The sequence below is a fragment of the Desulfocastanea catecholica genome, from assembly GCF_054657295.1.
Genome location: NZ_BAAHYZ010000007.1, coordinates 53,073 through 67,711 on the forward strand (window position 1 = coordinate 53,073; position 14,639 = coordinate 67,711).

At 52.6% G+C, this 14,639-nt stretch carries 12 protein-coding genes; 2 read left to right on the top strand and 10 right to left on the bottom strand.

Annotation, left to right across the window (positions count from 1 at the left end; all coding sequences use genetic code 11):
• Window positions 1–3 precede the first annotated feature (3 nt).
• On the bottom strand, window positions 4–1,164 hold the full coding sequence (locus tag ACYQ8U_RS08270) for a glycosyltransferase family 2 protein (protein WP_459945063.1): 1,161 nt from the start codon (window positions 1,162–1,164) through the stop codon (window positions 4–6).
• A gap of 261 nt (window positions 1,165–1,425) precedes the next feature.
• Here ACYQ8U_RS08270 and ACYQ8U_RS08275 point away from each other — a divergent pair, with 261 nt between their 5' ends.
• The gene (locus tag ACYQ8U_RS08275) at window positions 1,426–5,067 is read left to right on the top strand and encodes a DUF3683 domain-containing protein (protein WP_459945064.1); all 3,642 of its coding nucleotides are present in this window, start codon (window positions 1,426–1,428) and stop codon (window positions 5,065–5,067) included.
• Window positions 5,068–5,136: 69 nt separating this feature from the next.
• On the opposite strand, the gene ACYQ8U_RS08280 is transcribed toward ACYQ8U_RS08275, so the two are convergent.
• From ACYQ8U_RS08280 to rfbA, 5 genes are all read right to left on the bottom strand, one after another.
• Complete coding sequence (locus ACYQ8U_RS08280) at window positions 5,137–6,483, bottom strand: dynamin family protein (protein ID WP_459945065.1); 1,347 nt, start codon at window positions 6,481–6,483, stop codon at window positions 5,137–5,139.
• Window positions 6,484–6,667: 184 nt separating this feature from the next.
• On the bottom strand, window positions 6,668–7,741 hold the full coding sequence (rfbB, locus tag ACYQ8U_RS08285) for a dTDP-glucose 4,6-dehydratase (RefSeq protein WP_459945066.1): 1,074 nt from the start codon (window positions 7,739–7,741) through the stop codon (window positions 6,668–6,670).
• Window positions 7,738–8,619, bottom strand: a complete 882-nt coding sequence (rfbD, locus tag ACYQ8U_RS08290; protein WP_459945067.1) for a dTDP-4-dehydrorhamnose reductase — start codon at window positions 8,617–8,619, stop codon at window positions 7,738–7,740. The genes rfbB and rfbD overlap by 4 nt, the downstream gene beginning before the upstream one ends.
• The gene (rfbC, locus tag ACYQ8U_RS08295) at window positions 8,616–9,191 is read right to left on the bottom strand and encodes a dTDP-4-dehydrorhamnose 3,5-epimerase (protein ID WP_459945068.1); all 576 of its coding nucleotides are present in this window, start codon (window positions 9,189–9,191) and stop codon (window positions 8,616–8,618) included. Before rfbC ends, rfbD begins: the two co-directional genes overlap by 4 nt.
• The gene (rfbA, locus tag ACYQ8U_RS08300; protein ID WP_459945069.1) at window positions 9,188–10,087 is read right to left on the bottom strand and encodes a glucose-1-phosphate thymidylyltransferase RfbA; all 900 of its coding nucleotides are present in this window, start codon (window positions 10,085–10,087) and stop codon (window positions 9,188–9,190) included. Before rfbA ends, rfbC begins: the two co-directional genes overlap by 4 nt.
• Window positions 10,088–10,142: 55 nt before the next feature.
• Here rfbA and ACYQ8U_RS08305 point away from each other — a divergent pair, with 55 nt between their 5' ends.
• Window positions 10,143–10,358: a hypothetical protein gene (locus ACYQ8U_RS08305; RefSeq protein WP_459945070.1), complete on the top strand. Its 216-nt coding sequence runs from the start codon at window positions 10,143–10,145 to the stop codon at window positions 10,356–10,358.
• Between the two features lie 17 nt (window positions 10,359–10,375).
• Here the strand turns inward: ACYQ8U_RS08305 and ACYQ8U_RS08310 are convergent, their stop codons facing one another.
• The 4 genes from ACYQ8U_RS08310 to ACYQ8U_RS08325 form a co-directional block, all read right to left on the bottom strand.
• On the bottom strand, window positions 10,376–11,896 hold the full coding sequence (locus ACYQ8U_RS08310; RefSeq protein ID WP_459945071.1) for an AMP-binding protein: 1,521 nt from the start codon (window positions 11,894–11,896) through the stop codon (window positions 10,376–10,378).
• Between the two features lie 90 nt (window positions 11,897–11,986).
• A complete protein-coding gene (locus ACYQ8U_RS08315; protein ID WP_459945072.1) occupies window positions 11,987–12,391 on the bottom strand; it encodes a universal stress protein in 405 nt (134 codons plus the stop codon).
• 30 nt (window positions 12,392–12,421) lie between these two features.
• Entirely contained in the window at window positions 12,422–13,240 is an 819-nt protein-coding gene (locus ACYQ8U_RS08320) for an ABC transporter ATP-binding protein (RefSeq protein WP_459945073.1), read from the bottom strand.
• A gap of 131 nt (window positions 13,241–13,371) precedes the next feature.
• Window positions 13,372–14,595 (bottom strand): ABC transporter substrate-binding protein, encoded by a 1,224-nt coding sequence (locus tag ACYQ8U_RS08325; protein ID WP_459945074.1) that lies wholly within the window; start codon window positions 14,593–14,595, stop codon window positions 13,372–13,374.
• Between the last annotated feature and the right edge of the window lie 44 nt (window positions 14,596–14,639).

Below are 14,639 nucleotides of genomic sequence, written 5' to 3' on the forward strand. Positions count from 1 at the left end.
GCACTAAAAGAGCAGCGGTTGTGTCTTTCTCAGTTCAGCGAGGGCATAGTGTTGGCCGCGCCAGAGAATGCCTTCGTTTTTGATGGTAACAACGACTGATTTCAAGATGATATAACAGGATATATAGGGTGTAATCAAAGCCCCCGGCAGATACCCCTTGGGCAAACCCTGGACCAGCAGGCCTTGGTAAAAAGTGGCAAGGCGAATCCCCAGCGTCAATAGACAAACTGCCTGGACAGTCGTATCCCCCCATACCAGTCCCCACAACGGCCAGATGGTTGGAATGATAATCGCCGCCAGAACAGCCGGGATGAGCAGGACACGGTAATGCACCAGGGCAAAGACATTTTTTTCCAAACCGTTACTCATCGCCCGGACGGAATCGTACCACGGCACGACGACAAAATCGTAGGCGAGCAGACAGTCCTGGAAAAAGCCATGCTGCTTTATGAGCTTACCGAGCATCAGGTCGTCAATGGGGTGCATTTTAATCCCTTCATGCCCGCCGATCTCCTGATACACCGATCTCTTCAGCATATTAAAGGCGCCGATCCCCATGAAACTGCGGCTGGTATTCTTTTTTACCGTCCAGGGCCGGAAGAGAAAGAGCAGCCCCATGCCCGCATCAAGGATCAGACTGTTGAGCAACCAGCCGCGCGTCACATTCTTGAAACCGAGAGTAAGGTGGTCCAGTCGCTTGCCCTGCATATAGGCAACCGCCCGGGTTATCGTGGTCTTTTCCAGAACAACATCCGCATCGGTAAAAACCAGATATTCACCGTTTGCCAGCGCCGCCCCTTTGGCCAGTGCGTGGCTCTTGCCCATCCAGCCCTCGGGCAGATCGACAATTTCAAGGATGGTCAGCCGGGGAAAGCGGTTCTTCAGTCGCTTTAATACTGCCGCGGTAGTATCGGTTGAACGATCATTGACGACAATTATCTCGAAGTTTGCATACTCTTGAGACAGCAGCGACACTAACGACTTCTCAATGTTTTTCTCCTCATTGCAGGCGGGCACGACGAGAGACACCAGCGGGCCGGCCGAGGCGCTGCCGATCTCCATGTCGCCAAGTCGCTGCATTTTCTTCATCCCTCTCGCCAGGGTGACGGAAGAAATTATTATGGAACAGCAGGCAATGAGTGATACCATTAACAAAATTGACATGCGCAGCACCTCCCTGATTTTTTTTCAGACGGTCATACGTTCAATCCCTGCCGATTCCCACAAAAATTTCGCGGCAAAAAAACTGGCAATAATCAACAGAGGTGGTAAATAAAAGTGCTCGGCAATCCTCTCTCTCCCTGCAGACAGCAGTGCCTTCAAACATTTGCGCCAACACGCGACAATGTCGCCCGATCAACAGGAAAAATGATCTGAAATATATTATAAGATAACATCTTTTCGTCCAACTAAGGCCCTGAAATAATGACTACAAAAGATTACCGCGAGATTCCCTACAACTTCACATCGGCTGATGACAAACTGATTATCAAGCTCCTTTTCGGCTCCGAGGTCTGGGACGATCTGGAAGAACTGAGAAGCCAGAGAATCACCGGCAGGTCGGCACGGCTGGTCATGCGTTTTATGGGCGATTTTTTTATCCTCAGGCGCAACCCGTTTCTCTACCAGGAGCTCATTGATTCGCCAATCAGACGGCAAAAGTTTTTCAGGACGGCAAAAGAAGATCTGACCATCATTGAAGAAGCGGCAAAAGTAGTCAGGGTCGGCTCGGAACGGCGTACCAAAGTACTGCATCTGGTCGGCCTTTGCCATGATCGCCTCCGGGAACTGAAAAAAGAGATCACCGAGGCCTCCAGCCGGCGCAGTTTGATGCTGAAAAAGCTGGGGCCGATCATCGGCCATGAAAATGTTCGCTTTGACCCCTTCACCCTCATCAGCCACGCAACGGACGCCACCGATTGGCGCCTTTTTCTTCCCCTTGCCGTCCTCAGACCATCCAGGGAGGATCAGCTGCCTGCGCTGATGTACACTGTCGGTGAACTCGGGCTGAAAATTATCCCCCGGGGCGGCGGCACCGGGCTGACCGGGGGAGCAGTCCCGCTCACTAATAACTGCGTCATTATCAACACCGAAAAAATGACCAGGATCCATGCGATACAGTACCAAAACGCGCCGCACCTGGGAGAAGGCGCCAAAATACCGGTCCTCAAGGTTGAGGCGGGGGTCGTCACCTCCAATGCCATGGCCCATGCTGCGAGCGAAAATCTTGTTTTTGCCACCGACCCGACCAGTGCCTGGGCGTCGACCATCGGCGGCAACATCGCCGAGAATGCCGGCGGTAAAACGGCGGTGCTCTGGGGCACGGCAATTGACAATATCCTCGCCTACACCATCGCCATGCCCGGGCAGCAGGACCTGCTCACCGTGCAGCGTATCAACCATCCGATGCGCAAGATTCTGCCCGACGACACCCTGCATTTTCAGGTGGTTGACAGCCATAAAAAGGTTCTTCGCCAGGTCACCCTCGCCGGCACCGACATCCGCAAGAAGGGCTTGTGGAAAGACATCACCAACAAAGCCCTGAAAGGGCTGCCCGGCTTCCAGAAGGAAGGAACTGACGGAGTGATCACCTCGGGCGAGTTTGTCCTGCACAAGGCCTATGAGAAAAAAATTACCTTCTGCCTCGAATTTTTCGGCGACGACATGGATGAGGCCAGCCGGGTAATCGTCAAAATCTCCGAGGAATTTTTCAATAATGGCCAGGAAGCCCTGATGGCTCTCGAGCATTTTGACGAGGAATACATCCGGGCAATCAATTATAAGTTCAAGGCGGCACGAAGCACGCATCCGAAGGCCGTTCTGCTCATTGATATGGTCGGCCATACCTCCGAGCAGGTGCTTAACGGCAAGAAACGGCTGGAGAGACTGCTTACCCCGTACAAGAATACCGAATTATTCACCGCCCAGGATGCCGACGAGGCGGCGCGCTTCTGGCGAGATCGCAAGCGGCTCGGGGCAATTTCCGCCAGAACCAACGCCTTCAAACTCAATGAAGATATTGTCCTGCCGCTCCCTGCCCTGGCCGAATTCGCCCGCTTTGTCGACGAATATAATATTGCCGAGGATCTCTTCAACAAAGAGCAGTGTATCCATTCGATCATGAAATACCTGGAGACCGCCGAACCCATTGAAGATCCGGACTGGCTTGAGGCGAAGATCCCTAAAGCCAATGAACTCTGCGGCGAGACGCTGACAAAACTTGGTCTGCGTACCGTGGAATCGGTTCGGCACGAGACCCTGATCAGGAGCCTGATGAGCGACCTGCTGGAACTGTTCAGCGGCTATAAAAAGGTCAGTGCCAACATCCTGAAGATTCACCAGGAAATCCGCGCGAAAAGAATCATCATCGCCACCCATATGCACGCCGGCGACGGCAATATCCATGTGAACATCCCGGTGTTCTCCAATGACCGCGAGATGATGAAGCGCGCGGAAAAGACCGCCGACGATGTCATGGCCAAGGCAGTCGAACTCGGCGGCGTGGTCAGCGGCGAGCATGGCATCGGCATCACCAAGATGAAGTTTTTGGACGACAGCCTGCTTGCCAAATTGCGGGCCTACAGAAAAGAGGTGGACCCGGAAGCCATAATGAATCCCGGCATGCTCAACGACCCGGCGATTATCAAGAAGGTCTTCACCCCGTCCTTCAACCTGCTCGAACTGGAAGCGAAGATTCTGCAGTACGGCTCCCTGGCCAAGCTGTCGTCGATGATTTCCAAGTGCATCCGTTGCGGTAAATGTATGCCGGATTGTTGTGTCTACCATCCGGGAAGCAACATCTTTTTTCACCCGAGAAATAAAAACATGGTCATCGGCTCCCTGATCGAGGCCCTGCTCTACGATATGCAGCGCTCTCACCTGCCGCGCTTCAACCAGTTGAAAAACCTCGAGGAGATCGCCGACCACTGCACCATGTGCCGCAAATGCCTCAGCCCCTGTCCGGTCGACATTGACACCGCCGAGGTCTCGCTGCTGGAACGGGAGATCCTCAGCGATCTCGGCTACAAACACACCGCGCCCGCCACCCGGCTGTCCCTTCTCTACCTGCAAAACAGGGAAAGTACAGTCAACACTGTCTTCAGGAAGGTGGTTCTGGAGTGGGGCAGCTCGCTACAGCGTCTTGGGGCTAAAGCGTTTGCCAAGGCCCCTCCGGCCATAACCGAGCATACATGGCGCCCTTTGAACATGCTGAAATCGCCAATGGCCGAGGCCTCACCCACGCCCCTCAGCGCCATGCTCCTGCAGTGTTCGGAGCGCGAGGCCCTGATGATTCGCCCGGAGGGGGAAATCAAGAAAACCGTGTTCTATTTTCCGGGCTGCGGCTCCGAACGTCTGTATGCCGATATCGGTATGGCGGCGATCTACCTGCTGCTGAAAAATAATATTCGGGTCGTTTTGCCGCCGCCCTCGCTCTGTTGCGGGTTTCCGGCCAAGGTCAATGCCAAGAAGAAAATGGCCGGCCAGATAGCCCTGCGCGATACGATCATCCTCAGCCAGATCAGGGAGATGCTTGGCCATATGGTCTTCGATGGTTTTCTCATCAGCTGCGGCACCTGTCGTGAGGCCCTGCAGGAGATGGGATGCGCGGAAATCTTTGCATGCGACATTGAAGATATTTCGCAATTCGTCCTGGAAAATTCCATTCGGGACTACGTTACGAAAAAATCAGAACCGGTGCTCTATCACACCCCTTGTCACGATTCCTTTGCCGGCGAAGGCGTCGGTCTGCTCAGCAGATTTTACACCAAGGTACACAAGGTGCCCAATTGCTGTTCCGAGGCAGGCACCCTGGCCATCTCCAGACCGGATATTTCCCATGCCATGCTCCAGCGCAAACGGGAATCGATAGAAAACGTCAGGGGTGGCGAGGAGACGAAAATCATCGCCACCAATTGTCCGTCCTGCCTCTCCGGCCTTGGCCGCAACAGGGATCTGGGCATTATCCCGCAGCATATGGCCGTCCTTCTGGCTGAAACCTTTGGCGGGCAAGACTGGAGAGAGGAATTTGCCGGGCTGATTGCCGCGGCCGAAAAGGTAACTTTTTAAAAACAAAAGGGCCGGAAAATGGATGCATCCCATTTGCCGGCCCTCACATTACAGAAAAAAAAGCAACTGTCAGGTTACTATTTTCTCATAATATCTTTTCAGATCATAATTCAAAAAGTTCTGAATTTTCGATAAGCCTCTGCCATAGCCGCTCCACAGGTCACTGACCTTCAAGCCCTGCAGATTCTCTTTGACCTTGGACTCCATTTTCCGCCAGAGATTTTTTCGGTAATCATTGTCGAGATGGACCAGATCCCTCCCATTGATCATGGCTTTTTTCAGCTGCTGCCTAAAGGCGATCCTGCTGAAACCAAGAAAACCGATAGCCAGAGTAACCGCCGCGAGGATGCCAGGGACGATGAGATTGGCCAGGGAGAACTCTCCATTCCTGATCGAGGTAATAAGGGTGTTTTCCGGAACAGAAAATATCGAGTTCAGCACAACATCGCCAAAGAGGAAAAGGACTATGGCAATACCGACGGTTATTCTGGTAAATTTCCAAAACACCGTATTCGCTCGATTGAGAAATTCGCTGACCGCCTCGGCGACGATCTGCAATTCATTCACCTGACGGTCGATATCCTCGAGGATATGATTGATGCGAAATCCCGGCGCCCTTTTGATCTTCTCGATCAGTTCGTCGCGTTCCTGGGGCCAGCCTTCCGCCACGGTTTTGGGATCGACGACGGACGGGGAGTAGGTGAGATAAATATGCGGAATATCTTTACGCCCGGTCATCTGGGACATGTTCCAGCACAGCGTTCCATAGGAGCGGGTGAAATCGCTCAAGTGGTCACATTCGTCTATTCTGCTCATGACGAAGACGATTCGATGCTCGCCCGATTTCTCCGGCAGGGTATTGCGAATGGTATCGTAGGATTCCTTAATGGTCCCGGCCTTGTGTGAATCAAACATAAGGACGATGAGATCGGCTATCTTGGCAAACTCGCCAAGCACCTTCATATAATCATAGCCACGATCATTTTCACTGGTGGCGTCAATCATGCCCGGGCTGTCGATGATGGCCATATTTTCCAGCATCGGGCAGGAGACCTGCTTCATGCAGATATGGGAGATCAGCTTCTCGCCGAATCCTTTAAAATGCTGGAAAGGAAGATTCTCGTCATTGACGAGCCGGGAACCCGGTGTTTCTACATTGTCACATCCGGGATCGCTGGTAATGATGGTAAAGGAGTCGTCCGTCGGCGCCTGGCCTGTGCGCTGAATGTGCTGCCCGACAAGCTCATTGATGAGTGTTGATTTCCCCGAAGAATAATTACCGATAATGAGCACAATCGGCTTCCATTTCAAGGCTGCGTCAATACCGCCAAAGTCCATTTTGTAGCGGGAAAACAACACTTCGAGTTTCTTCTTCACCTTTGTCTGTAGTTGCTTTTGCAGTTCTTTTTCGTTCATCGCATAACCCAGTTGTTATTTAATCTGACAAGCACAAATTATAGAGTGGTTTCACACTGTACCCGAACTGACAAAAACTCTCGAACATTTATTATCCTGCATACATGAGAAAATCACTGGAATAGCCGCAGCTTACTTCGATATATTGAAATTTCAAGTGGATAGATAAAAATATTTTAAAAGCCTAGGCCTTGACCAGCGGCAGCCACCACCCCTCATTCTGCAGATACCAGTGCAGCGACTTGGCAATGCCCGTCTCAAAGGATTCGGCAGGGGCATACTTTAACTCGAAATTGGTTTTGCCGGCATCGATGGCGTAACGGCGGTCATGGCCGAGGCGGTCTGTAACATAGGTGATGAGCTCCGACGAGTGGCCTGCATGGGCGGCTAGAGCCTTGGGGTACTGCTCGGCAAATTCCGAATGATCGGCAAAGGCCTGATCCATGCTCCGGCAGACCAGCTTGACGATATCAATATTCTTCCACTCATTATGACCGCCGATATTGTAGTTTTGCCCAACCACGCCTTTCTGGATGACAAGGTCGAGACCTCGACAATGATCTTCGACATAGAGCCAGTCGCGGATCTGCAGTCCATCGCCATAGACCGGCAGTGGTTTGTTGTGCAGGATATTGGTGACGATAAGCGGGATCAGCTTTTCCGGAAACTGGTAGGGGCCATAATTATTCGAGCAGTTGCTGATGGTTGTCTGCAGGCCATATGTTTCATGGTAGGCGCGGACAAAATGGTCCGACGATGCTTTGCTGGCGGCATACGGGGAATTGGGCGCGTAGGGCGTGGTTTCGGTGAATGGCGGATCGCCAGCCCCGAGTGTGCCATACACCTCATCGGTTGAGACATGATGAAACCGGTGCGGTACGATCGTCTCGCCATCGATCCAGACCTTTTTCGCCGCTTTCAGTAAGCAGTGGGTGCCGATTATATTGGTCTCCAGAAAGGCATCCGGGCCGGTGATGGATCGATCGACATGGGATTCGGCGGCCAAATGGACAATGGTGTTTATGCGGCAATCACGCAGGAGCTTTTCGACCAGAGCCCCATCGCCGATATTGCCATGCACAAAAGAGTAATTCGGCTGGTCTTTTACCGGATCGAGGCTGGCCAGATTGCCGGCATAGGTCAGGGCATCGAGCACGACAACCTTGTCGGCGGGATGGTGCTGGAGCCAGTAATGCACGAAATTGCAGCCGATAAACCCTGCCCCACCGGTGACCAGAATATTTCTTGTGTCGATCATGTGTGTTTCTCCTGCACCATCTCCCGCAGCATTTCTTTTAAACAGACCCGCCAGTGCACCGGCGAGATGGCAAAATCGTTCCAGGTGCTGCTGCAGTCCAGTACGGTAAAGGCCGGTCGTGTCGCCGGGGTCGGATACTGACTGGTTCTGATGGGCATGACCGGTATTGCCCTGTCCAGTAAACCAAGGGTCAGGGCTTCGCTCTGAATGGCCACGGCAAAGTCATACCAGCTGGCGACACCCGCATCGGTCCAGTGATACACACCTTTTGCCTGCGGCAAGGAAACAACAGCGGTCCAGATGGTGGTTGCCAGGGTTCTCGCCCAGGTGGGGCTGCCGACCTGATCGTAGATAACGATCAACCGCTCCCTGTTGCGCATCAGGCCAAGCATGGTCTTGACAAAATTGTTGCCGTGGGCGGAATAAACCCAGGCGGTACGAAGGATGAGGGCCTGGCCGTTCGTTTCCTCGACAACCCTTTTTTCCCCCTGATACTTGCTCTCGCCATAGACGTTGAGGGGATGGGGCGCGTCCTCCGGCAGATACGGCAGGGGCGAGGCGCCGTCGAAGACAAAATCCGTCGAGACATGGATACATCGGCAACCGGTACTCCTGCAGGCCCGGGCAATGTTGCCGGGACCGGAGGCATTGACCAGAAAGGCGGTATCACGGTCGGTCTCCGCCTTATCCACGGCAGTGTAGGCCGCGGCATTGATGACGACATCCGGCTGCAGATCACCAATGTTTCTCATCACCTGTGCAGCATCAGTAATGTCCAGGACATCGACACCCACGGCATGCAGATCAATCTCTGCTGGTTTGCTAAAGGACAACTCATGCCCCAGCTGGCCACGGGATCCGATGAGTAATACTTTCAAATTTTGTGCTCCACAAAGGTATTGTTGATAAAATATCCTGCCCGGTGAAAAGGCAGGGCGCTTCTGTCCTTTGGCGAGAGATGTGGTTCTGCGCCACCCACCAGTGGCCACTTGATGCCCAGGTCCGGGTCATTCCACACAATGGCACACTCATGTTCAGGGGCGTAATAATCCGTGCACTTGTAGACAAATTCCGCCAGGGTCGAGGTGACATAAAAACCATGGGCAAAGCCTTTCGGCACCCAGAGTATTTTTTTGTTGTGCGCGGACAGCGTAACGCCGACCCATTGAGCAAAGGTGGGAGAATCTTTTCTCAGATCAACCGCGACATCAAACACCTCGCCGAAGATAACGCGAACGAGTTTGCCCTGGGTCTGTTGTTTTTGAAAATGCAGCCCCCGGAGAATGCCCTGGCCTGAGCTGCTGTGATTGTCCTGCACGAAGGTGGCTGTGATACCGGCCGCGGCCATTTTTTTATCTTGAAAGGTCTCCATAAAGAAGCCCCGGTCATCGCCGAAGACCTTCGGTTCGATGATCTTCACATCCGCTATCGTGGTTTCGACAATCCTCATGCCGCAGGCCACTCCTTCAACAGGTTGAGCAGATAGGTGCCGTAGCCGCTCTTTAATAACGGCTGGGCTATTTTTTCCAGCTGGCGGGCATCGATAAAGCCCTTGCGGTAGGCAATCTCCTCGGGACAGGCTATTTTCAGGCCCTGGCGCAGCTCCAGGGTTTCAATAAACGAGCCGGCAGCCATTAAATCCCGGTGCGTTCCGGTATCCAGCCAGGCTGCGCCCCGGCCAAGCTGCTCGACATGGAGGCTTGCATCCTTGAGATACCATTCATTGACCGAAGAGATTTCCAGCTCACCCCGGGCCGATGGCGTGATCGATTTTGCCACCTCGCACACCCGGTCATCATAAAAATAGAGCCCGGTGACCGCATACGGCGATCTGGGTTGCGCGGGTTTTTCTTCGATCGACAACGCCTTGCCGTCCTGGTCCAGTTCAACAACGCCGTATGCGGAGGGATTATTGACATGATAGCCGAATATAGTTGCGCCGTATATTCGTTCATCGGCCCTTTTGAGCATCTGGCTGAAGTTCTGGCTGTAGAACAGGTTATCTCCCAGCACCAGGGCACTGTTTGCCCCACCGAGAAATTCCTCGCCGATGATGAACGCCTGGGCCAGGCCATCCGGTGACGGCTGCACCTGATAGCATAGGCTGATGCCCCAGTTGGAACCATCACCAAGCAGTTTTATAAACTGTCCCTGGTCCTGGGGAGTGGTGATAATGAGGATGTCGCGTATCCCTGCCAGCATCAGGGTTGACAGAGGATAGAAAATCATCGGCTTATCGTAGACCGGTAGGAGCTGTTTGCTGACGACCTGGGTCAAAGGATAGAGTCGTGAACCGGTTCCGCCCGCGAGGACGATTCCCTTTCGTGCGGAAGTACGCTTATACATGAAAAAAACTCTCTCGGGATAGATTCAGGATTTATTTATTTTCAGAAAATAAATTTTGTCCAATGTTTACCATATCCTGTTTCTTTCGCAACCTCTTTTAAAATGGCCGGAACCGGGAAAAAAAGCTGCAAAGGTCCCTACGTTTATGGTCTGTGCACGATCGAGGGCCGTTAATATTCTCATCGTCAGTACCGAAATTGCCCCTCTGGCTGCGGCAATCGACCGTGAGGACCATTTTCCGAGTGAGCTCTGGATGAAAATGGGCGACTGACGCCGTCTGGCTATTAATTACGCCTGACCATACCGGGTCTTCACCGCCTGCCGATCCGGCGAACCGTCTTTTTTCAGCGGCAATGCATCGACAAATTCGACATATTGCGGTTTTTTAAAGCGAGCGATACGTTCACCGACAAAAGCAATCAGCTCGGCAGCCGTCATAGTCTTCCCCTCATGCAGTTGACACACTGCCTTGATGCCCTCTTTCCATTTCGGATCGGGCACGCCGATGACCACCGTCCGGGCAACGGCTGGATGGAGCAGAATGACCTTTTCCACCTCGGCTGGATAGACATTTTCACCGCCGGGTTTGATGAGTTCCTTTTCCGCTTTTCGCCCGGCATAAAAGAGAAACCCGTCCGCATCAAAGCGGCCAAGATCACCGGTATGGTGCCACCCTCCACGAAAAGCATAACCATTGTCATCCGGCAGTCCCCAATATCCCTGGAAAACCATCGGGCCTTTGACGGTGATCTCGCCCACCTCACCGATGCCGACACACTGTTCGTCCTCGTCAACCAGCTGCACATCGCCCAGCATGATAACTTTGCCGGCTGATCCCGGCCGATCATCGTACTTACCTAAGGTGGCCAGGCAGGATGTCTCGGTCTGGCCGTACATGGCGTAATAACTGCCCCCGGTGGTAGACTGAAACTGCTCGATCACCTCCGAAGTGCCAAGGCCGACAACGGCTCTGATCGAGCTGAGGTCGTAACCGTCCTTGGCGCCTGCCTTGAGTATGGCGTCCAGAATCGGCGGGAAATCAAAAAATAGTGTCGCCGCATTATCCTGGATCAGCTGGGCGACCTCGGCGGCATCAAATTTACTGACATTCAGACTTTTCCCCCCGGCATGAAAGGTGCTCGTTACCATAAAGAGCCCGGCCACATGAAAAAGCGGCAACAGGTTTACATGTACGTCCTGCGGAGTAAAGGCCATGGTGCAGTTAAAGTGCATGTCGGCACAGAGTATATTGCCATGGCTGAGCAGAGCCCCCCGTGGATGTCCGGCCACCGCGGCGGTATGGATGATGACGAAACCGTCCGAGCCGGCCACTTCCGCCGGGACCGCTTGTTTAGCTCCCACTGACAGCGAGGCAAATCTCAAGGCATCGCCGATATCACCCTTCAAATTGTAACAGTTGCCGATGGTGGACAAATCGTCTTTTTTGTTTTCCAGGATGTGTTGAAATTCCGCATCGACAAAAGCGATTTTCGCCTGGCAATCGTTGAGATTATAACAGACCTCATCGGCTGAAAGTCGCCAGTTAATGGGCAACACGATGCTGCCCAAACAAGCGGCGGCACCATAAAGAAGAAAAAACTCGAGACTGTTTTTGCCGAGAACGCCGATACGATCGCCCTTGGCAATCCCGGCATCGGCTAGCCCTCCGGCCACAAGATCAACCTGCTGCTTATACTCGGCAAAAGTCAACTGTCTACCGTCATCAACCTCCCGCCAACAGACACGGCTGCCGAAGGCAAGGGCGTTCCTGTTAATCAGATCATAAAAAGTAAAGTCATAAAGCCCCATGAGACCTCTCCATTAAATTTTATAGAGTCGCTGGTAAGACTTCCGCCCAACCAGATCATTACTGGGTATTCTCGAAGGGAACGACCTCTGTTATTTGGAATACTTTTTTACAGTAACAACCGGACAGGGTGCTTTTAATATTATGTACTGGGCGTTCGATCCGACGATGATCTTCTGGGTGCGGGATACTTTTTCCACACCGATAAATATCTGATCGATATCATGCTCCACGGCAAAACGGACCAGATCTTCCCCCGGTGCCATGCCCCGGGCCAGCTGGTGACTTTCGCAGGCGACCCCTTTTTCCTTGAGAAATTTTTCGGCTATGGCCAGATCATGGGCGGCTTTCCCTATATTTTCGACTTTTTCACTACTCCCGCCCCCCATGGAAGCGACGACATAGACTCGAGCGCCAAAAGATTCCGCATAGGTTCTTGCCAGAGAGAGTGCCGCCTTGGACTCCTCCGATCCGTTGTACCCCACGAGATATTTCATTATTCTCCCCTATTCCAAAAATCTTTGACATTACATCCAACGCTTGCGCCGTTTATAGGATTTGACTTCCTTGAAGGACTTTCTGCCACCGCCACGGGTTATACCCATATAGAACTCTTTAACATCAGGGTTTTCCTGGAGTTCTTTTGAAGGACCTTCCAGAACAATTCTGCCGGACTCCATTATATAGGCATAATCGGAAATACCTAGCGCAATCTTGGCATTTTGCTCCACTACCAGGATAGTCGTGTTCATTTCTTTATTTATCAACTGGATATTCTCGAAGATCTCCTTGACCAGCAGGGGTGCCAGCCCGAGGGACGGTTCGTCGAGCATGAGCATCTTCGGCGCGGCCATCAACGCCCTGGCTATGGCGATCATCTGCTGTTCCCCGCCGGAACAATAGCCGGCCATGCGGTGGGTAATGTTCGCCAACCTTGGAAAATGGGTATACATCAGTCGATGATCATCACGGATCTTCTGCGCCCCGTCTTTTCGGGAAACAGAGCCGACCCGGATATTTTCATCGACGGAGAGATGTTTGAACACCCGGCGTCCTTCGGGGACCATCACCGCCCCAAGTTTGACCACATGGGTACCGAGCAGGTTGGTGATATCCTGATCTTTAAATTTAATATAGCCTTCCCGGATAAAGCCGTTTTCCGGTTTCAATAAGCCGCTGATCGCCCGTAAGGTCGTAGTCTTGCCGGCGCCGTTGGTGCCGAGCAAGGCGACGATGGAACCTTCCGGTACGCTCAGACTGACACCCCGCAAAACCTGGACAATATCATTGTAGACTACTTCTATGTTATTGACTTCCAGCTGATTATCCGGCTTTTTCATATTCATCAGAAATTGAAGTTTTTACGAGGTTATCATCACATGACCTGTCGTAATCCTGGGAGCCTGTCTCGATCCTCCGTGCCATGACACTTGCCTGGCTCATGGCACAAAAGGACTGAATAAGGACGAGTTTCTGCTTATTTTTTCCCTGTGTACTCCGGAATAAACGGTGCACCGGCGGACCAGAAAGCACCATCTTTCACGACATACAGCTGCAGCGAGTCAACGCCGGTATGATCGGTTTTTGAATAAGTCACCGGTCCGACGGTTGTTCCGGGCGAATAGGCATTGTCGCCATTCATTTCCTGCAGCTCTTCGTACAACGTCACATTGTTAATCTCTTTTCCTTTGGCCTTGGTCCGCCTGATGACCTCTGTTGCCACCTGTGCGACCATCATGCCATTTGCGTAGTTGTGCGAATTTGCAGCTTTTTCGTCACGATTATATCTTTTGGCCAGCTCAAGCTGCGCGGTTGCGCCGGGACTGGGTTCGTTGGTGACGATGTAGGAGGTCGTCCAGTAGAAATTTTCGGCCGCGGCACCAGCCAGGGCCACCAGATCATTGCCGCCGGTATAATGACAGCCGAGAAAGGTGAGTTTCCCCTCTTCGCCAAAAGATTTTGCCACCAGACCGAGGCTATCGGCATCCTTTAACATGGTTGCCACAGGAGACTGGACAGTCTGGCTGATGACATACTGCACCCCTTTACTCATCAGACGCTTGAGCATTGCCGTGTTATCCAGGTCTTTGCCGTGTTCGACCACTTCCACGACATCAATGGCCAGGCCGGCGCTCACCGCCTTTTGCAGATCCTCAACCGGGCCGCGGCCAAAGGCCGAGGGATGAATAAAAAGAGCGACCTTCGGCGTTCCTCCTTTGTGGTTTTTCACAATATATTCGGCCAGACCGATGGCCTGGTCGGAATAGGAGGCGATCGGCAGAAAGACGTAGTTTGAATCTTCCAGGTTTCCGGCATGAAAGGAAGCCGGGATAACCGGCATTTTCACTTCATCAAAATCCTTTTTCAAGGCCAACGTGCTGCCGGTGGAATAGTTCAAATAAAAGACAATTCCCTGATCAAGAAAATCTTCGAAATTCTGCTTTGTTATATCATTTTTGTACTGATCGTCGCGAATCGTGCAATCAATTGTGTCATCTCCCAGCATCTTGGTATCGTTGACATACTTGAAATAGTCTTCAACGCCTTTGGCATAGGGGTTGCCGGCATCGGAAGTCGGGCCGGTAATGGCCAGCGACAGACCGAGCTTATACACCTCTCCGGCAAGGGCCTGGGCGGGAAGAGTTGCCATGACAACAGCGCCCAACAACAACATCCACCTGGTCAAATTGTCCTTTTTCATCTTTCCTCCTTGGGTTGAGTAACTGTGCTAGGAGCTTGTCCGAA